We start from the raw sequence: 19065 nt of genomic DNA on the forward strand, positions 1-19065 counted from the left end.
TGTTGCAAACGCAACAAAGCTGAGTTAAATTAAATATATGATATTTTTATTGCATTTGCAACAAAAATACGAACTAAGGGGTTAATTATGAAGGACATTCTTCGTGGAATTGGAATGATAGCAAGGGCATTAGATTCCATAAGTAATATTGAATTTAAAGAGTATGACCTTACAAAAGGGCAGTATTTGTACCTTGTTCGAATATGTGAAAACCCAGGCGTCATTCAAGAAAAGTTAGCTGAGATGATAAAAGTAGATCGAACAACAGCAGCTCGTGCTATAAAAAAACTTGAAATCAATGGCTTTATTGTAAAGAAAGAAGATAAACATAACAAAAAAATTAAAAAACTCTTTCCAACAGAGAAAGGGAATAAAGTTTATCCTTTCATAAAAAGCGAAAATGATTATTCCAATATCGTTGCATTAGAGGGATTTTCCAAAAGAGAAGTAGAAACCATTTTCAATCTTCTTCAAAGAGTTAGAAAAAATATAGAAAAAGACTGGGAATTTGTAAAAAAGGGAACAAGAGAAATTATTGATTATATAAAGGAGCGAATATATTTAAATGACTATAAAAAAGTGTACCCTTGAAGATACACGCAAACTTCAAGAAATTAGTTATGAAACATTTAATGAGACATTTAAGCATCAGAATTCTCCCGAGAATATGAATGCCTATTTGGAAAGGGCATTTAACTTAAAACAATTAGAAAAAGAATTATCCAATATTTCTTCACAATTCTTTTTTGTTTATTTTGATAATGAGGTCGCTGGATATTTAAAGGTCAATACCAATGATGCTCAGACTGAAGGAATGGGTGATGAATCACTTGAAATCGAGCGGATTTATATAAAGAACAAATTTCAAAAACTTGGGCTTGGTAAATATCTGTTAAATAAAGCTATGGAAATCGCAATGGAACGTAATAAAAAGAAAATCTGGCTGGGCGTATGGGAAAAAAATGAAAATGCTATTGGCTTTTATCAGAAAATTGGGTTTGTACAAACTGGAGCCCATTCTTTTTATATGGGTGATGAAGAACAAACGGACTTTATAATGACCAAAACACTCATATAACGAATTAAAGAACGGTAAAGGCAAAGCCCATAAAATAACCTTGAATGTTACTGCATGAACGGGTGAGTTAGCTGAAATAACCGAACTGGAACTTATTATTCACTTTGTTATTTTACCCGAATTACATGGAAGATTTTCATGTTACTATCGGTTTTAATTCGGGGTATATTTCTCCTTTCTGATCTCATACTAAAGTTAAGAAGGAGGGGTATACATGGCAAAACGAACAAAGAAAAATGATGCAGATCAAAAGAACAAACAAGGATTTGATTCAAGCAAAACCGATTCAGAATTCTCTAAAGAATTTGGCAGTGCAAACGCTAATCAAGCACATAAAAATAAAGCAAAAAAAGAAAAAGCATCTAAAAATCAAGGTGAATGGAAAGGCATGCATTAACTTATACTTGCCAGACCCACACTGTTTACTGAACTTTATGTAAAGGAGCTTATTTAGATGACTCAATCTAAGCGACAACAAGAACGCCAATGGAAAGATCGTAAACAATCGCAGCATCCACATGGTAAGGTCAATTCCTTTGAACAATTAGCTGAAGATACGGGCAAAAATGAATCTAAAACTAAGTAAAACTGTTTAAGAATGAGAGGCAATCCCAAAGGGTCAGATCCCCATAATAGTGAGGTCAACTCCCTTGGGGTAGCCTCTCTTTTAGGTTTACAATTTTTATGGTAATAGTATGGACAATAATTAGGATGTCTTCCCCTGAAGTAGATACTGTAAAAGTCAAAAGACAAAGACTACATAAAATACCGATTATTACAAAACCTTTTAGTAAGGAGCTTTTTGGAAGGGGGGAATGATCAGATATATGTTTTCGTTACGTGGAGATGCTCATAAAATTTATCTTCAATTAAAAAAAGCCTCAATCAAAGACCGAACTTTCAAAAGTATGAAGAAACTAATGGAAGTGGACGAAATTCAAAATTTTTATAGTTCGATTGATAGTGATACGTTAAAAAAAATTTATTATTGTATGATAAAAGAGAAAAACGGATCGGGAATCATTCCTATTATAATTTCCTCTGGGCCTTGGCTTTTTCTTCTGTTTTCAAATCAATTGCAGGATTTCCTTTTTAAAGATGGGAGTTTGCTTTGGGTTTTCTTTATTTTAATTTATATTATCATTCTTTCCATTAGTGTGTTTCTTCACTTTCATGAAAGATCATGGTCTTTTGTTCATATTGAAATCATTCAAGAAATTTTACATGAACGAAAAGGGATAAGGGAAAAGGCCTGAGGTTCCCTCAATGGGAGTCTTGCGGGAAAAACATATACTTTCTCACGGTTTTCTGGTGTATTATTAGCACGAAATATTATAGCAAAAATGAGGCATCGAAACCTTTAATGAATAGTGATTATTTTTCTGCATATTCAATCTTAATCCCATTTACTCTTTCATCCAACTCGTAAGTTCGGATGTTTTTTTTATACAGGGGCTTGTACAATTTGATCGATGATTGGAACGTAGGGCACCCAATCAACTTTGTTTTAACTTTTAGAAAGAACCCTTTTGTCTACAAACTGCGCGATTCTTAAAGAAGAATCGCTTTTCTTATTGAACTTACGGGGCAGATTACTTTAACAAATGTAATGTAATATATAATAAAAAAAGCGTGTAGTAGAGGAGTCAGAAAAAATATGGAATGTCATTGTGAACAAAAAGAAACAAGTGAGTTAAAAGTTGAAGGTGATGTTGGGGCGGACCCTATATGGTGCAATCAATGTGGTTGTAACTTGGAAATAGAGGACTTTCCGATTTCAAATAAGTTAAGTAGAGAATTGATTGAATGGGCAAATATGTATGGTGAATGGATTGATTGGGATGAAGATAAATTGCTTCCTAATGGGATAGAACTTGAAGAAGAACACAATAAACAAGGATTAAATTTAACAGAGAAAGTTAAGAAAGAACTTGAAGGGAAATATAGAATTAAATTTTCACCTTCGACAATGGCAAGAATGTATGCCAATAAAAATCATTAATCCTCATTCCATTAACGTTAGATGAATATCGGAGCTGTCTTAAGGCAGCTTTTTTTATATGCAACTATCGCGGGAGGTTAGTTCATGAAGGACAAATGAAAGTTTATATCGAAATTAATTAAGTAAGAGATTAATTAAATGTAAAAGAGGTAGAACAATGGCTGTTTCAATCAACCCCATTTCCAAAGATGAAAAGCATATTCTTCAGAATTTATATTCCCTTTATTTACATGACCTTTCGGAGTTTACCGAGGGTTTAGACATATCAACAGATGGTTCATTTGAATTTGATTCATTTGAATTAATTTGGAAGAAGGAAGGATTAACACCATATTTTTTGAAAAAAGATATGAAAATTGTCGGGTTTTTATTACTGTTAGAAAGGCCGTTTTTAAATAAGGACTATGATTACAGCATTAATGATATTTTTATTTTAAAAAAATATAGAAGAAAAGGTGCTGCAATTTCATTATTAAAGGAATTGTTTAAACAAAAAAAAGGTAGTTACTTTGTTGTTCAATTAGCCAAGAATATCCCTGCTGTTATATTTTGGAGAAAGATTTTTAGTGAGCTAAATATAGATTTTGAAGAAAAAAAGAAAATTGTCGATAATGAAGAATGTTTGGTTCAATCCTTTCAAATTTAAACAGATATTAAACAACGGGTGCATTAGCTGAAAATCGGAGCTGTCTTTAAGTCAGCCTTTTCTTTAGGGAACTAAGATTAAAAAGCGATCTTAAGATCTTAATATATTCAATTGATAATAAAAAAGGTTCAGGTTAGCACAACCTGAACCCAAAATATTATTGAAGCGTATTTAGATTTTGTGCCCTTAAGTAACTTACAACTACCTCTCCAATTTGTCTGCCTAACCTTAAGCCTTCATTGTTATCCACGTTAAAATGTACGCCAGCGTACAAACGAGATTGAGCACTTTCTTCCATTATTTTTTTTATTTCTGAAGACTCTTGAGGGAAGAAATAACTTAATACTGTCTCTGCACATCCCGCCACAGTTGCGTGTGCAGAAGGGTAAGCGGGAAAACGAGGGGTAAACAACACAGTAGACAGATTTCTGCCATATTGATTGGGACGTGCAACATCCCAATGATATTTAAGAAACCACGTGATAACAAAGGTATCATTCATAGCCGCGTGGAAATAACTCTGAACCCTTGCAACACTCGGTGATCCCAGCATATACTTTTCAGCTAAATTGAAAATTAGAGTGGTAATTTTCGCCGTTAATTCACCTGTTCCCCAATATTGTGCGATGCTTATTTGCTGGGATGTCAATGACTTTAATGTATCTTCTACAATGAATAACTCTGTTACCCAATCAATATCTAGAGGATTTTTACTTCGCCAAATGATTCGTTGATGAAAGGGGTCCAGGAACTCATTGTCTCTTCCCCTTGAAATAAAAAACATTGGCCAATTTCCTGCATCTGGAGAACCTTTAGGGGGGTTACTTTCCCCTGGGTAAGGAAATTCTGTCCATCTTCTATAACTTGTTCTCATAAAGACCACCCCCTAATAAATGTTCTCCTTGTTCCTTATGATTAAGAGTAATGAAATATGACCATATAACTTTTTGATCCCTTATCAGAGAGAAAGATCATGGGGTTGAGCCAATTTATGCCTTTATAGCTGATTCTCCCAGCTTTACAACATAAATTAACATTTAAAAGTTTTATTTTAAAAACTTCCAAATATTTAAAGGTATTCTAATGATCATATCCTGAAATAATAAAAAAAAAGCAGGAGAAATAATATGAACAGCAAAAAAATTTATAAAGGATTTATCGCTATTTTTATATCTGTCTTAATGTTGAGTCACTCGGTCTATGCGAATGAATGGGAAGATAAAGAAGTACCTATAAACTTTAAAACTGAGATATTACCTTGGGAGATAGTAAACAACACTATTCCTAATAAAACGACTTTCACCATTATAGACATTGAAACGGAATTATCATTTAATGTTCAACGAAGAGCAGGCAGTCATCATGTCGATGCTCAGCCACTAACCAAGAATGATACTCAGATTATGAAGAAAATTTATCATAATCAATGGAGCTGGAAAAGAAGAGCGATTATTGTATTAATTAATAATCAAATGATCGCTGCCTCTATGAATGGAATGCCACATGGTGCAGGTTCTCTTCAAAATGGTTTTCCAGGCCACTTCTGTATTCATTTCTATGGAAGTTTAACGCATCGTTTAAAAAACGAAGATTCCGCGCATAAATTGATGATACTGAAAGCGGCCGGTAAGCTTGATGAATATTTAGGCACGATAAGTCCCTACGAACTTATCCATATTTTTACCATTGCCATAAATCAAGGAGATCGAAAATTATTATCAATGACCTTATCAAATTCGGATCATTCCAATCGTTTCATTAAACTTGCTGAAAATATTACATACTTTGGGGTTGAAGATTTTTCAAGACAACCACTTGAAGACGCAAACGGGTTAATATTCGTGGATGTACCGGTTCAAGTGAAGGTTTATAAAGAGAGAAAAGGGAGTGAAAGCAAAATCATCCATTTTATGATCCGGAGGGAGAGTTTGACTGGTCGTTGGTTCATTGATCAAGAGGCGATTTATGAAGCCTTAAAATAAGATTTGTGAAGATACGGAAAAATAAATTCCAATCCATTGTGGGGGTGCATTCTATGCGATTAACATGGATTGCCGGACTTTTACTATTCGTTCAACCTGTGAATATTTCTGAAAGTTTATCGGTAACCCACCAAGGACAAACGATTGCCAGTGTCAACCATGCTGATATTACATTGCCCTTACTGGATGTTCCTATCATGGACGTGGATAAATACAATCAATTTGTCGAAAAAATAGATCGACAAGTGTACCAAAAACCTGTAGATGCCACAATAGACAAACAAGGTAATATTCTTCCTGGGCGGGTAGGTTACAGGCTATACCATCAAGCTTTTAAAGAGCAATTTTATTCCTTTTTGTACAGTAGTAAAGCATATAAACTAGAAGTACCTTTGCTTGCTATTCATCCAAAAGTTGACAGCGAATTACTTGCAGAGATTCGTGAAAAAAAGATAGGTGAATATAGAACTTATTTTAATGTGAACAACAAAAATCGTACAAATAATATCTCGCTTGCTACAGAAGCCATTAATAATTATGTCGTGTTTCCTGGAGAGGTATTTTCTTTTAATCAAGCCGTTGGCAAGAGATCAGTAAATAAAGGATATATGCTCGCTCGAGTTATCGTTAAAGGAGAGTTTTCTGAAGGGATTGGTGGAGGGGTATGTCAGGTGTCATCCACCCTGTTTAATGCTATCGACAATGCAGGATTGCAAACTATTCAACGCTATTCCCATACTAGGAGCGTTCCGTATGTTCCATCTGGCCGCGATGCTACAGTAAGCTGGTATGGTCCTGATTTTAGTTTTAAAAACACATACAATCAACCTATTCTAATCCGAGCTACAACCCAAGGAGGAATGGTAAGTATCATGGTTTACTCTTCAGATATGATAAATTATAAGACACGAAAAGTTCCCGCTGCTTCAAATCAGAAATCAAAAGAACAGATTTACCGTTCCTAAAAGTACACTTTTACGAACGGTTACTTTTTTATAAAATCATCTACTAAAATATTTCTGAAAAATTTCATTTTCAATCCAACAATATGGACGGAATACGCAATAGCCTTTCCGTTGTATAATTTCTGAGCCTTCCCCTTGCAGCTAATCTTCGGAGCTATAAATGAATTTCACCAACAATTAAATCCTGATACTAGCTATAGAATTGTTTCCTGTCTGCAGGAGTGACAAACTCCATTATGCCGGCTGGCTTTATCCGGTTATTTTCTTCAATTCCTAGAAGCAAACCAAATTTGTCTATTCTTAATCCGGTTATTAATGCATTGGTATATTGATAATTAATTACCTTATCAAGACCTAATTTATAAAAAACTTTAATAAAGAAAAGGAGAGCACATATTAGCCATGTATAATATGTGCTCTCCTTTTCTTTTTTATTAAACTAACGCATCTGTTAGTTTAAGTAGCCTTTTTGTAGAGTTGACACAAACTGTGCGGTGAACATTAATACACCTTAAGAATAGTAATAAAATAAATGAATGTGGTATCCTATTAATTAGTAATATTATCCAAATAAGTGGATGAATTATTATCGTTAGTATTAGATTTTTTATTCATTGCATCAATGTCACTGCATAATAATACGAAACATACGGACAAACACATTGAAATTTTAAAAGAATACGATTGGTTTACAGCTTTGTATTACAACCCTAAACTAGGCTTTTTAATTACGACAAACAAATTAGAGGTTACATAGGACAACGTTATTCAATTAATAGAATGATCAAAGAAAACGAGTGAAATGCTCATGTATTCACGTCTCTACCGCACAAAACATTCCTTGAAAATTTGACTGGAATTCCTTAACAACCATTTATACAAACATATCCTTATATAAATAACAACCCAAGGGAGAGATAAGTATTTTTTTATACGTTTATGAAGCAGGAATAATCCTAGCAATGATTGTATTCGGACTCGCTTATGTATTTGTAAAAGGGATAGAGGATAGAACGCAAATCTTACTTCAATTTTCGCTAGGCATATTGATTTTAGTGTTTTCCTTATCTGTGATTGGTGGGTTTGAGGGAATGCCGTATGCTGTGTTGAGCCTTGGAGTATTCACACTGGCGATTCTATACTTTTTCTTAAAGAAATATGTTATAGGAAAGAAAATACTTTTTATAGGGGTTCCACTCATCATCGTTATTCATATATTCATTGGGTTCATCAATCAAGTGGACTACTGGGTAGTGGATAAAGAAAGACTGACGGATGATGAAACCGGGAATTATATTGAAAAAATCGAGAAAGATACATCGATTGTCGGTTACAAAAAGTTTAATGGAGGTGAAGGGGAGGACTTTTTATTAATATCAATGGGTGGTGAAAGAAAGGGAAATACCATTGAAGTGTTGGAAGTGAAAGATGATAGTGAGAAGACTATCATTCGCATTCGGACATCTTATAATAAAAATCCTGAGCCCAATCCGTATATAGCTGTAGCACTTACTCGTATTAAATCAAAGGTAGTCATTTTGGATACGGATGGAACAAATTATGGGGATGGTATATTTGATTAAACCTTTTTAATTTGTTCATACTTGGATGGTTCCTTTTTCTTATGGAACTAACGGGGCAGGTTTGTTGAAGCAGGATATTTTCTGTTTTAAGCGATTTAGAATTTCAAACAAACTTTACACGAATACAGGTATTGAAAATAACAGGAATATAGGAGGTATGAGATATGAAGATCAATAGAATAAATCATGTGAGTATAAACGTAAATGATCTTTCAGAGGCTAAAGCGTTTTTTCTTGATTTAGGACTTGAAGTACAAGCGGAATGGGAATTGGATGGAGAACAGTTGGACAGAATAGTTGGGCTTAATGATGTTAAAATGTGTAGGATTGGGGATGCCAGATGGTCAGGCATGGATAGAGCTAGTCAAATTTTATAGGCCTTCAGATGAAAAAGATATTCAGCAACCTTTGGCAAATACGCTGGGTATCCGACATATTTGCTTTGCTGTTGAAGATATTGAAGCTATTGTTGCAAAATTAAAAAAGAAAGGCACGGAAATCTTTAGTGAGATACAGCAATATGAAGAAAGTTATAAGTTATGCTACGTTCGTGGTCCAGAGGGAATTATTTTAGAATTGGCGGAGAAAATCAAATAAATATTGAATGGGACTTTACATGATTTAGACCTCCAACTTTAAAGATTTCTTCTTAAACTATCGGGTGCTTTACTTGAAGAAGTCAAATAAAAAAGTCGGTTCCTTAACGTACAGGGAATTCGACTTTTTTATGTTTGGATTTGCTTAGCGTACAAAATTTCCGAAATGTTGGCGATACCCCTTTATACAACTAACGGGGCAGAATAGTTGAAGAAATGATATTATTATGGAATAAATTAACATGACATTTGGGAAGGTTGAGCAAAATTGGAGATTTGGAAATTAAGTGAAAAAGTATCGAAAATTAGCGATGTAATACCTTATTATTTTTTTAGTCTATTCTTGTCTTGTATCTCTTTTTCTGTTTTTATAATTGTATTTAGTGGAGAACCCTCTTGGTTGCAGTTAATGCCTGTTATTATTTATTCTTTTTATGTTGTTATACCTTATTTACTTTTTGCAGTACCATTGCAAATTATATTTAATAAACGCCCGAGAAAATTTAATGTGTTTTATCTTTTAATTTACACGGTACTTTCTTTTGTAGCAGTATTTTTATTTAATGTAATGTTATTTAGAGTTGAACCTACATATTTAGTTAAAACCCAAATATATTACTGTTTTAGTTTTGCAGCAGCTGCTATTTATTGGTTTTGGGATTCTGTCTTCTTACAAAAGAAAAACTGAAATATCCTAGTTCTTCAGCTAACAGGGTGCGTTAGCTGAAGATCGGAGCTGTCTTTAAGGCAACTTTTTCTTATGGCACTATCGGGGCAGGATTGTTGAAAAAGGAATTCAACCTATGTTTGTATAAATAGTAATATTTAACAATGTATGGCATTTCTCTAATAGTATTTTAACAGTTAAATTATTTTCTAAATGGGGAGGGGCATTTTTGCAAACTTTTTTTAGATATAACTGGATGGTAAGATTAGACTGGTATCGTTGGTGTGAAGAGTTAAGTGAAGAAGAACTTCTGCGGAACCGAACGGGTGGAATGGGAAGTATATTGCATACACTTTTCCATATTGTTGATGTCGAATGGAGCTGGATACGTCTCTTACAAGGTAAAACTGACTTTCAGGAGAGTTTCGATAGTTATAAAAGCTTGAACAAAGTTCGAAAATTGGACGCTGAATTTCATTTAGAAGTGGAAAAATTTATGAACAACTGGGATGCTAGTATGGAAAATCAATTATTTTATGATACCTTGCAAGATGGAAAAATTGTGACAGATACTTGGGGTGAAATAATGCGACATACTATTGCTCACGAAATTCACCATATAGGGCAATTATCAATTTGGGCAAGGGAATTAGGGAAAAAGCCTGTTTCTGCAAACCTTATAGGTCGGGGTCTTTCCTCTCATTCCAATAAATAATTCAAATAGATATTAATTTAGTCGGTTTCTATATATATTGGGTGTAATCCTTCAATTAGAAATCGCCTTTTCGAGGTTCTGCTGCAGGTGCTGCAGGTCAGTTTTGTTAAGCAATATCAGTTTGTGAAGAATGGTACTTAAAGTAACAGGTGCGTTAGTTCCTTAAGAAAAAGTAAAAAAAGTCGATTCCTTAACGTTGAACTGACCCCATAAAGTTAGACAGGTTATTTCGTTAGGCAGCCCGTTGGGCATGAGCTCGGTATTGTACCGGGCTCATGCCTTTTAATTTGCCTTGATTCGTTTGTGTTTATAGTATTCTATACATTTTGCTAGTTCTTGTTTCTAAGGATCGTTTCGTGAGAAAAGCCCGCCTCTTCAGCACGCATTGCGAAAACTGAAGAGCCGGACTTAACATAAGTTGAAATCATTTCACTTCTACCCATCCGTTTTTAATAGCAAGAACAACAGCTTGTGTACGGTCGTTTACAATCATTTTTTGAAGAATGTTAGTCACATGGTTTTTTACTGTTTTTTCACTGATATATAAAGTTTCGCCGATGGCACGGTTGCTTTTTCCGTATGCTAAAATTTGAAGAACTTCACACTCGCGTCGAGTCAATAGGTGAAGCGGTCTTCTGATCTCTACAGCATGCACTGAATCACGATCAGTAGCTAAATGGCGATATTCTTTGACTAGATTATGTGTCATCTTCGGATGAAGGTATGAGCCACCTTCTGCTACTGCACGAACAGCATCAATTAACGCATCTGCGTCCATTTCTTTCAACAGATAACCTTGTGCTCCTGTTTTCAATGCATGCTGTACATAGTTTTCATCATCATGAATCGATAAAATGATGACTTTCGTTTCAGGGTAACGGTTTACAAGCATTTTAGTTGCTTCGATACCGTTCATATTCTGCATGTTGATATCCAGGATAACGACATCTGGTTTGTGTGTGCTAACAAGATCCATAGCCTCGCTTCCGTCATCGCCTTCGGCAACAACATCAAAGGATGATTCAAAATCTAATATACGCTTAACGCCTTCACGGAAAAGCTGATGGTCATCGATAATGATGATACTAGTCTTCAATGGCTTCTTCCTTCTAATTTATTTAAATGCCTATTCTCTAAAATTTATAAATGATAGGGAATTCCTTTTCAGCAGCATTTACAAAGAATAGCATATTTTTTCGTTTTGGGGATAATCCTTTTTCTTAGCTTGATTGCGATGTGGCGGTACCCCTATAGTAACTAAATTGTAAACGGATTGTTATACAGATAGCATTGTTGGAGGAGACTTCATTGTATATAATTAATCCTCGTTAAGGAGTGTTGAAAGATGATAAACGTAACAGTAGATAAGTTAAAATTCAAGAAACAATTATCGATGCTTGAACAAATCACACTGAAAGATTTTCTGTATACCTGGGTAGGTAGCTCAAGCAAGGGATTGGATGATTTTTTTCACCTTGAGTACACAGAAGATGTATTTGCCAAAATAGAAAAAATGACGAATGACACCGATTTGTTAATTTCTGATGATGAGTATTTCAGATACATAACATTGACGGAAGATAATCAATTTGTGATAGGTGTTTTAGATATGAATTCAGAATTAAAACATAGAATAATTTCACTAGATAAGTTTAAATAATTCTTCGTTTTCTTTAACCCATACAAAAAGAGGCAGCGTGGTACGTTGTCTTTTTTATTTGTTCACTATATGTCATTGTTTGTTATACCTTGGATAATGATATTAAACGAGAAAAAATATTAAAAGGGCCAGATGTAAAGAAGGAAGACGTTCTACAAGATGCATTAGATGAGATAGTACGAAGTGATTACTTTATGGCGAAAACCGACCAAGGAGAGTATAGGATAAATTCTTCCTTAATATACAGGTTTTGCATGAAATGCATTGTTATAAATACCATACTGACCATAAATGGCTAGTGAGTAAATAAAAGGTTATTTCTTTGCATAGTTTTCTTAAATTTTGTTGAATAACTTGAATATGGGAGAGAAGATTAATGTCAGAAACGTATCGTTCTCGTCAGGAACGAAAACAAGTGGAAAAAACAAAACAAGATCAAAAAAAAGATAAAAATTCCCCTAAAAGAAGGTCTTTCTTGAATAAAGTTTTACTTTGGTTTTTACTGTTAGGTGTTGTTTCAATTGGAATAGGGGCAGTTACGGTTGCAGCAATGATTAAGGATGCACCTAAAATAGATGCTTCAAAACTAGTCGATCCGCTTTCTACCAAATTATACGATAAAAACGGGAATTTCCTTTACGAATATGGTAAAGAAAAGCGGACAAAAATTGAGTATTCTCAAGTTCCAAAAATGTTGGAACATGCTTTCATTGCCACGGAGGATGCACATTTTTATGAACACAATGGCATTGATATAAAAGGAACTGCAAGAGCAATCTCCAAGAACCTAATAGGGGATTTCGGATCTCAAGGCGGAAGTACCATTACACAGCAGGTCATTAAAAACTCCTTTTTGTCACCTCAGAAAACAATAAAGCGGAAGGTACAGGAATGGAGCTTGGCCTATCAGCTTGAGCAAAAGTATTCCAAACATCAAATCTTAATGATGTATTTAAATAAGATATACCTTGGAGACGGGACATATGGTGTAGCAGCTGCCGCCAAAAATTACTACGGAATCGATGCCGATCATCTAAATAAATTAACGCTTCCGGAGGCCGCTATGTTGGCGGGGCTCCCACAGAGTCCAAGTAATTACGATCCCACTGAACCCGAACATGTGAAAGCTGCAACAAATCGTCGTAATATTGTTTTAGAAGCTATGTATAAACAAGGGTATATTACGAAAAAGCAATTGGAGGATGCAAAGAAGGTTTCAGTTACAGCAGGACTTGTTCCAAAAACGAAACAGCAAGGAATGCCGTACGAGGCGTTTTTGGACGCTGTTGTAAAAGAAGTTGAAAGAAAGCTGAAAAATGTAGATATCAGTTCGGATGGATTATCTATTTATACGACGCTAGATCCAAAAGCTCAGACCTTTGCGGACAAAATAATGAACACCGATACGATTATTTCTTATCCAAATGACAATTTTCAAGGAGCTTTCGTATTTTCAGATACAAAAACAGGAGAAGTTCGAGCTATTGGAAGCGGTCGAAACCAATATAAAGCTTCCTTCCGAGGTAACAACTTTGCGATTGATATTAAACGTCAACCAGGATCTACTTTCAAGCCAGTCTTTGATTATGGTCCGGCTATTGAAAATTCAAAATGGTCTACAGCACACCAAATTAATGATCATGAGATAACCTACTCAAATGGTCAGTCTATTTCTAACTGGGATCATCAATATCACGGAATGATGTCGATTAGAACAGCACTTCAATGGTCATACAATATTCCAGCACTTCTTACCCTTCAAGATGTGGGGATGGATAAAGCACAAAATTTTGCAGAAAATCTGGGTATTACTTTTAATAATAATAAGGTGTATGAATCATATGCGATTGGAAGTAATACGGTTAATCCATTAGAGTTGGCAGGGGCATATAGTGCTTTTGGAAATAACGGTGAATTCAATACACCACATTTTGTTCGTAAAGTTGTCTATCCTGATGGCAGAGTTGTTAATTTAACTCCAAAGCCAAAACGTGCTATGCATGATTACACAGCTTATTTGGTGACGGATATGTTACGGACAGTCGTAAAATCTGGTACAGGAAAAACAGCAAATGTCCTTGGACTAGATGTGGCTGGAAAAACTGGCACAACCAATTTTGACAGTAAAACCAAAGCACAATATGGATATCCAACCGGTGCGGTAAATGATAGTTGGTTCGCTGGTTATACACCGCAATACACTATGGCGGTTTGGACTGGATATACTAAAAATGGTCCAGGTAATTATATGGATGGAAATACAACTAAAATCTCGCACCAAATGTTTAAGGCCATGCTGGAAGCGTTTGGAACAGACCAAAGTAGCTTCCAGCAGCCTAGTGATGTATACCAGGTGAATAATGAACTGTTCATTAAAGGTGCAAATCCTGAAGAAGGTCCACCAATTACAAAAAATAATAAAGATAAACCATTTTATATTGGTGGAAATAAAGAGGATAAAAAACATAAACAACAAGAGGAAAATAAATACCAACAAGAGGAAGAGAAGCATAAACAACAAGAGGAAAAGAAATACCAAAAGGAAGAGAAGCATAAACAACAAGAGGAAAAGAAACACAAACAATAAAGATTTTTAGGATGGGATCGCATTGGTTCCATCCTTTTTATGATACACATAAGAGAATGTGAAGGTTTCTACTTAAACTATAGGGTGCGTTAGCTGAAGATCTGAGCTGTCTTTAAGGCAGCTTTTTCTTATGGAACTAAAGGGGCAGTTTAGTTCAACAAGAAAAATTGGCTCATAATGATTGTTGTTCTCATAGTGGTATTTTTATTGAAAGTGTTATCTGTAAATTATCGGAATATTATTGGTATAAAAAAACTATTCAACTAATAGGTGCTTTACTGTAATGCAGAGGTTGCTACCGCAGCCTTTTTCTAATGGAACTAACGGGGCATGATAGTTGAACAAGCAAATCAATGTCTATGCTACAATTATTACAGGCGTAGCCATTAATATAAGTTGATGTTTGGGAGTTCACTATGGGAAAAATAAAAATAGCTTTATTACACCTATTGCCTATCGCTGGTGATGTGGAGTATAACCAAAAACTAATTGAACAAGCCATTCATATAGCATCAAATAATAATGCCGAATGGATTATAACACCCGAACTATGTGTTAGCGGACTTCAATTCAATCATAAGATTGGGACTGGATGGATTAACCGGCAACCTGATGCTTGGATGGGTAATTTGAGCCGTAAACTAAAGAGTTTGAAAAGCACTGTATTTTTGGGTTGCCCTGAAAAAGGCAGTAACGGAGAGTTGTATAATTCTGTGTTTGTCATAGATAAACAAGGTCATTTATTAGGCAAACAGAGAAAAATAAGTGTTATTGATGATTGGTCAGCATCAGGGGATGTAATAGAGCCAATAAAAACAGACAATGTTGAGATTGGTATTATGATTTGTGCAGACGCCTATCCCAAAGATATTGCTTACAGCTTATTTGAGAAGGTAGCAGAAATATTAATTGCACCGTCTTCCTGGGGTCCCGGATTACACGGTCCAGAGGGAGAATGGGAACAAAGGTCATTAGAAACAGGACTGCCCGTATTTGTCTGTAATCGTACTGGAGAAGACGAAACTGTCCGTTTTTGGGATGCAGAAAGCATGATCATAAAAAATGGAGTACGCCTTTTGACACATAAATCAAAACAATCAGCCATCCTTACTTTTGAATGGGATTTACAAAGCATGGAATTAATATCCCCTCATTTCGATATCGATTACATATAATGAGTACATACTAATATACTACACTCTTGTTGAATTAAAGGGTGCTTAGCTAAAGATCGAAGCTGCCTTTAAGGCAGCTTTTCTTTATGTAATTATAGGGGCAATTTTTATTGCCGATATTATCTTCAGAATAAAGTACAGGCTACTGGAATCAATCTAATCACCTCCTTATTTGCATGAGGGCAATTGATAAAATTCGAAATAATATTATGGATTTTATATCTTTTGAATAGTTTCACATGTATCTAGATAATTAACATGAGAAATTTGAGTGAAACAAATGAGGGGCTTAAATGGATCAAGCTAGTGTTAATAACTTCGGAAAAAAAACTTTAGGACTATGATTGTCCAATATTCATATTGGACAAATTACGAGCTTACCAGAATATTTCAGTAAGATGCTTTTACTGACGGAACGATTATATTATCTAGATGGCTAAAAACTGATTGACATTGATAATCATTATCATTATTATATAAAGTAATATTTGATATTGATAATCATTTTCAATTAATACTCTTGCAAATTCCTATTCCCTGTCAATAAATATTAAAAGGCGTCAACATATTGAATAAACAGTTTTGGATCAGGAAGAAAAATGAAAATAGTTCAACCTTAAAAGAATAGAAAGGTAAGTCTGACAAAAAACAGTCAACTGACTAAGTTAGCGATAACAAATAAAATTCAATAAATATTGAATATGGGTGGAGGAGGAACATCTGTGGATAAAAATTTTATAATATTGGAACAATTTCAGCATCAAGTAAGCTGCTGCTGTCCTGGGCAAAAGCACCAACATATGATTGAGTTCCTTCAAGGTGATGTTTGGACAATTACAAACGAGCGGAAGTATGTTGATTGCTTAGGATGGCACTTTTTAATAGATATCAATAACGAGTTTCAGTTTTTTATGCATGTGGAAGATATTGAGGAACTGTATTCCAAGGGAAGCATTTGCTCCATTTTGGATTTGAATCTAAAAATTAACCATTTAAGCTTTAAAATAAACGAAGCCCTCGATGCACATGATAGGCAGTCGTTTCTTTCATTTGCCGATGAACTGAGTAACGTACAGAAAATAAAGAATAAAATCAACACTGGAGATTTACATGCTTTTTGGGAAAACACGACAATTTTATGAACATATTCAATAAAGATGCAATTGGCTTTTATATTTCAAAAACATCGATACCTATCTTTTTTGCTAATAGGTGTGGAAATTCAATTTCACCAAATTTAAATTAAAGGTGATAATGCTGCTGAGTAGTTTGAATTTTTACTAATAATCATCAGTGTTGGAAGGGGAACTTATCATGTCTAAAATCCTTATGATTTTTGCCAGTATGAGTGGAAATACAGAAGAAATGGCGGATATCATTATAGAAGGAATCACAGAAATCAGTGATGTGAATATCGAAAAGATAGATATAATGGAAGGTCCTGAAGCCTCCATACTTGGAGAGTACGATGGTATCTTATTAGGTGCATATACGTGGGGAGACGGAGAATTACCGGATGATTTTTTAGACTTTTATGAGGAAATGGATCATATTGATTTAACTGGCAAGAAAGCAGCGGTGTTTGGATCCTGCGATTCCTCTTACTCACAATATGGTGCGGCCGTAGATATTTTGTCCGAAAAATTAAGGGAACAGGGTGCTGATATCGTCCTGGAAGGGTTAAAAGTAGAATTAAACCCAGATGATGAGGATATCAAAAACTGCCGAAATTTCGGGAGGGATTTTATAAAGAATAGTCTTGTCTCTTCAATATAGAATTAGCTATTTTATGAGGAAAGAGAGGTGAGGGGAATGATGGGTAAGGAACATCGGATTTCCATTGCTACTTTAACTGATTACCATTTACAAGATTTTATAAGATGTCCTTATCAATTTTACTTTCATCATATAGAAGGAAAAATCACAACTCGATTGGATTGGAGGAAAATGGTTCAAGCTGTGGTTAATCAAGTTGTAAGCCGCTATTATAAACTGCCTCCAATATGTCAGACATCTAAGAAAGTTATGGAGTTAATAGATGATCATTGGAGTGCCATTGATGTACGTCAGTTCGAGTCAAGGAGTCATTATTATATGGCTCTTGCTAATATAACTGACCATTTACTCCAATTTTTAACTTCCAAAAAAATTCAAAATCCACCTTTATTTTTATATGAAAAGTTTAACATCAATATTGAGGAGTTGGGGACCGAACTCTCCTTGACTTTTGAAGTAGCAGAATGGTCAAGCGGCTCATACATCATAAAAAAATATGTAGTTGATACACACGAAGAAATGAACTTATTATTTACTAATATGATTTCGGTGTTTTGTGAAAGGGCATTTGGTCAATTACCGGCAAGAATAGAGATTTTCTCGCTTATGGAAGGCAAAATAGAAACTTATATTCCAACGATGAATGATGTTTCGGATGGATTGGAATACCTCAACATAATCAAGAATCTTTTACAAGAACCAAAAAAGTATTTGAAAACGAATTCTTTACTGGTTTGCAAAAGCTGCTCTTATCAAAAAAGGTGTTATGACGGTAATAATACAAACCAAGAAATGGCGAATTTTCAATAATTTTATATATGTTCAGAAAACCTCGGATTATATCAGGTTATGGACAAAAGCATACATACAGATCAAGGTTGTTCCAATACTTATCTCTTAGTATATAAAAGGTGTGTATAAGGATGGATTACAAGATTGGTGCCAATAAGATTCTAATTGAGCTTACTAAGGGAGGTTGCTGAGGCAGCCTTTTTCTTTTTGGCTCTTTCTAGGCAGGATAGTTGAATAAAGATATCAAATATAAGTATTGGGGGAGTTGAAAGAAAATGAATGACGAAAAAATTGGCTCGGCTAGCGGAGTAGTAATAGCTGTAAGTAAAAGTGATAAACACACATTCAGCAAGGAAAATTGCAATAGTATAAAACTGCTGAAGGGTTTGGGCGTTGAAGGAGATGCCCATTCGGGTAAAACTGTTAAGCATCGTTCACGTGTAGCGCAGAACCCAAATCAACCTAACCTGCGGTAAGTGCACCTAATCCACTCAGAATTATTAGATGAATTGAAAGACAGGTTTAATGTTTCAACTGGACAAATGGGTGAAAATATTACCACAAAAGGTATCGATCTGCTTGAATTACCGAAGGATTCGTTACTATTTATTGGGGAAACAGCAGTTATTAAAGTAACAGGCCTACGAAATCCATGTGCCCAGATTGATCAATTTAAATCAGGACTTATGAACGCTGTTTTGGACCGGGATCTGCATGGGAACTTGATACGTAAAGCAGGAATAATGAGCATAGTTTTGGAAAGTGGTGTGGTTCACCCCGGGGACCTGGTTAGAATTCAATTACCACCGTTACCTCATACACCCCTTGAAAGGGTATAGTG

At 34.8% G+C, this 19065-nt stretch carries 21 protein-coding genes and 2 pseudogenes; 20 read left to right on the forward strand and 3 right to left on the reverse strand.

Annotation, left to right across the window (positions count from 1 at the left end; genetic code table 11):
• The first annotated feature begins 87 nt into the window (after positions 1–87).
• From ACYP5M_RS17775 to ACYP5M_RS17800, 6 genes are all read left to right on the forward strand, one after another.
• Positions 88–591 (forward strand): MarR family winged helix-turn-helix transcriptional regulator, encoded by a 504-nt coding sequence (locus ACYP5M_RS17775; RefSeq protein ID WP_459735343.1) that lies wholly within the window; start codon positions 88–90, stop codon positions 589–591.
• Positions 566–1078, forward strand: a complete 513-nt coding sequence (locus tag ACYP5M_RS17780) for a GNAT family N-acetyltransferase (RefSeq protein WP_101225793.1) — start codon at positions 566–568, stop codon at positions 1076–1078. Before ACYP5M_RS17775 ends, ACYP5M_RS17780 begins: the two co-directional genes overlap by 26 nt.
• Positions 1079–1292: 214 nt before the next feature.
• The gene (locus ACYP5M_RS17785) at positions 1293–1475 is read left to right on the forward strand and encodes a hypothetical protein (RefSeq protein ID WP_034310968.1); all 183 of its coding nucleotides are present in this window, start codon (positions 1293–1295) and stop codon (positions 1473–1475) included.
• Positions 1476–1532: 57 nt separating this feature from the next.
• Positions 1533–1664 (forward strand): DUF6254 family protein, encoded by a 132-nt coding sequence (locus tag ACYP5M_RS17790; RefSeq protein WP_434168551.1) that lies wholly within the window; start codon positions 1533–1535, stop codon positions 1662–1664.
• A 1071-nt stretch (positions 1665–2735) separates the two neighbouring features.
• A complete protein-coding gene (locus tag ACYP5M_RS17795) occupies positions 2736–3080 on the forward strand; it encodes a hypothetical protein (protein ID WP_434168552.1) in 345 nt (114 codons plus the stop codon).
• Positions 3081–3237: 157 nt separating this feature from the next.
• Positions 3238–3726: a GNAT family N-acetyltransferase gene (locus tag ACYP5M_RS17800; protein ID WP_459735344.1), complete on the forward strand. Its 489-nt coding sequence runs from the start codon at positions 3238–3240 to the stop codon at positions 3724–3726.
• A gap of 157 nt (positions 3727–3883) precedes the next feature.
• Here ACYP5M_RS17800 and ACYP5M_RS17805 read toward each other — a convergent pair whose 3' ends face one another.
• Positions 3884–4600 (reverse strand): vanadium-dependent haloperoxidase, encoded by a 717-nt coding sequence (locus ACYP5M_RS17805; RefSeq protein ID WP_459735345.1) that lies wholly within the window; start codon positions 4598–4600, stop codon positions 3884–3886.
• Positions 4601–4853: 253 nt separating this feature from the next.
• On the opposite strand from ACYP5M_RS17805, the gene ACYP5M_RS17810 reads away from it, so the two are divergent.
• From ACYP5M_RS17810 to ACYP5M_RS17835, 6 genes and pseudogenes are all read left to right on the forward strand, one after another.
• Positions 4854–5708 carry a hypothetical protein gene (locus ACYP5M_RS17810; protein ID WP_459735346.1) on the forward strand — a complete coding sequence of 285 codons (855 nt, stop codon included), beginning with the start codon at positions 4854–4856 and terminating at the stop codon, positions 5706–5708.
• A gap of 53 nt (positions 5709–5761) precedes the next feature.
• Positions 5762–6673, forward strand: coding sequence for a VanW family protein (locus ACYP5M_RS17815; RefSeq protein ID WP_459735347.1), 912 nt, complete (start codon positions 5762–5764; stop codon positions 6671–6673).
• Positions 6674–7626: 953 nt separating this feature from the next.
• Positions 7627–8256, forward strand: a complete 630-nt coding sequence (locus ACYP5M_RS17820; RefSeq protein WP_434169606.1) for a YesK family protein — start codon at positions 7627–7629, stop codon at positions 8254–8256.
• 164 nt (positions 8257–8420) lie between these two features.
• Positions 8421–8853 (forward strand): annotated as a pseudogene (locus tag ACYP5M_RS17825) (VOC family protein).
• A gap of 267 nt (positions 8854–9120) precedes the next feature.
• Positions 9121–9540: a UPF0715 family protein gene (locus ACYP5M_RS17830; RefSeq protein ID WP_459735348.1), complete on the forward strand. Its 420-nt coding sequence runs from the start codon at positions 9121–9123 to the stop codon at positions 9538–9540.
• A 208-nt stretch (positions 9541–9748) separates the two neighbouring features.
• Complete coding sequence (locus ACYP5M_RS17835) at positions 9749–10234, forward strand: DinB family protein (protein ID WP_459735349.1); 486 nt, start codon at positions 9749–9751, stop codon at positions 10232–10234.
• Between the two features lie 232 nt (positions 10235–10466).
• Here the strand turns inward: ACYP5M_RS17835 and ACYP5M_RS17840 are convergent.
• Together ACYP5M_RS17840 and ACYP5M_RS17845 are read right to left on the reverse strand one after the other, a co-directional pair.
• Positions 10467–10576 (reverse strand): annotated as a pseudogene (locus ACYP5M_RS17840) (IS3 family transposase); the annotation flags it as partial.
• Between the two features lie 82 nt (positions 10577–10658).
• Positions 10659–11330, reverse strand: a complete 672-nt coding sequence (locus ACYP5M_RS17845; RefSeq protein WP_459735350.1) for a response regulator — start codon at positions 11328–11330, stop codon at positions 10659–10661.
• Between the two features lie 249 nt (positions 11331–11579).
• On the opposite strand from ACYP5M_RS17845, the gene ACYP5M_RS17850 reads away from it, so the two are divergent.
• The 8 genes from ACYP5M_RS17850 to ACYP5M_RS17885 all read left to right on the forward strand — a co-directional run bounded on the left by ACYP5M_RS17850 (position 11580) and on the right by ACYP5M_RS17885 (position 19063).
• Positions 11580–11894, forward strand: a complete 315-nt coding sequence (locus tag ACYP5M_RS17850; protein ID WP_063592358.1) for a hypothetical protein — start codon at positions 11580–11582, stop codon at positions 11892–11894.
• Positions 11895–12270: 376 nt separating this feature from the next.
• A complete protein-coding gene (locus ACYP5M_RS17855; protein ID WP_459735351.1) occupies positions 12271–14481 on the forward strand; it encodes a transglycosylase domain-containing protein in 2211 nt (736 codons plus the stop codon).
• A 416-nt stretch (positions 14482–14897) separates the two neighbouring features.
• A complete protein-coding gene (locus ACYP5M_RS17860; RefSeq protein WP_459735352.1) occupies positions 14898–15656 on the forward strand; it encodes a carbon-nitrogen hydrolase family protein in 759 nt (252 codons plus the stop codon).
• A 722-nt stretch (positions 15657–16378) separates the two neighbouring features.
• Positions 16379–16798, forward strand: coding sequence for an IDEAL domain-containing protein (locus ACYP5M_RS17865; protein ID WP_101225807.1), 420 nt, complete (start codon positions 16379–16381; stop codon positions 16796–16798).
• Positions 16799–16970: 172 nt separating this feature from the next.
• Positions 16971–17432, forward strand: coding sequence for a flavodoxin (locus ACYP5M_RS17870; protein ID WP_452445047.1), 462 nt, complete (start codon positions 16971–16973; stop codon positions 17430–17432).
• Positions 17433–17468: 36 nt separating this feature from the next.
• On the forward strand, positions 17469–18242 hold the full coding sequence (locus tag ACYP5M_RS17875; protein ID WP_452445048.1) for a hypothetical protein: 774 nt from the start codon (positions 17469–17471) through the stop codon (positions 18240–18242).
• Positions 18243–18499: 257 nt separating this feature from the next.
• On the forward strand, positions 18500–18700 hold the full coding sequence (locus ACYP5M_RS17880; protein WP_459735353.1) for a hypothetical protein: 201 nt from the start codon (positions 18500–18502) through the stop codon (positions 18698–18700).
• Positions 18701–19063 (forward strand): MOSC domain-containing protein, encoded by a 363-nt coding sequence (locus ACYP5M_RS17885; RefSeq protein WP_459735354.1) that lies wholly within the window; start codon positions 18701–18703, stop codon positions 19061–19063.
• Positions 19064–19065: the final 2 nt, after the last annotated feature.

Source organism: Peribacillus sp. N1 (genome assembly GCF_054600815.1).

Bases quoted from the DNA above. Each gene is read 5' to 3' on its own strand.
- ACYP5M_RS17870 (WP_452445047.1), top strand. From the start codon at position 16,971: ATGTCTAAAATCCTTATGATTTTTGCCAGTATGAGTGGAAATACAGAA.
- ACYP5M_RS17850 (WP_063592358.1), top strand. From the start codon at position 11,580: ATGATAAACGTAACAGTAGATAAGTTAAAATTCAAGAAACAATTATCG.
- ACYP5M_RS17790 (WP_434168551.1), top strand. From the start codon at position 1,533: ATGACTCAATCTAAGCGACAACAAGAACGCCAATGGAAAGATCGTAAA.
- ACYP5M_RS17800 (WP_459735344.1), top strand. From the start codon at position 3,238: ATGGCTGTTTCAATCAACCCCATTTCCAAAGATGAAAAGCATATTCTT.
- ACYP5M_RS17855 (WP_459735351.1), top strand. From the start codon at position 12,271: ATGTCAGAAACGTATCGTTCTCGTCAGGAACGAAAACAAGTGGAAAAA.
- ACYP5M_RS17775 (WP_459735343.1), top strand. From the start codon at position 88: ATGAAGGACATTCTTCGTGGAATTGGAATGATAGCAAGGGCATTAGAT.
- ACYP5M_RS17810 (WP_459735346.1), top strand. From the start codon at position 4,854: ATGAACAGCAAAAAAATTTATAAAGGATTTATCGCTATTTTTATATCT.
- ACYP5M_RS17785 (WP_034310968.1), top strand. From the start codon at position 1,293: ATGGCAAAACGAACAAAGAAAAATGATGCAGATCAAAAGAACAAACAA.
- ACYP5M_RS17795 (WP_434168552.1), top strand. From the start codon at position 2,736: ATGGAATGTCATTGTGAACAAAAAGAAACAAGTGAGTTAAAAGTTGAA.
- ACYP5M_RS17780 (WP_101225793.1), top strand. From the start codon at position 566: ATGACTATAAAAAAGTGTACCCTTGAAGATACACGCAAACTTCAAGAA.
- ACYP5M_RS17860 (WP_459735352.1), top strand. From the start codon at position 14,898: ATGGGAAAAATAAAAATAGCTTTATTACACCTATTGCCTATCGCTGGT.
- ACYP5M_RS17805 (WP_459735345.1), bottom strand. From the start codon at position 4,600: ATGAGAACAAGTTATAGAAGATGGACAGAATTTCCTTACCCAGGGGAA.
- ACYP5M_RS17880 (WP_459735353.1), top strand. From the start codon at position 18,500: ATGAATGACGAAAAAATTGGCTCGGCTAGCGGAGTAGTAATAGCTGTA.
- ACYP5M_RS17815 (WP_459735347.1), top strand. From the start codon at position 5,762: ATGCGATTAACATGGATTGCCGGACTTTTACTATTCGTTCAACCTGTG.
- ACYP5M_RS17875 (WP_452445048.1), top strand. From the start codon at position 17,469: ATGATGGGTAAGGAACATCGGATTTCCATTGCTACTTTAACTGATTAC.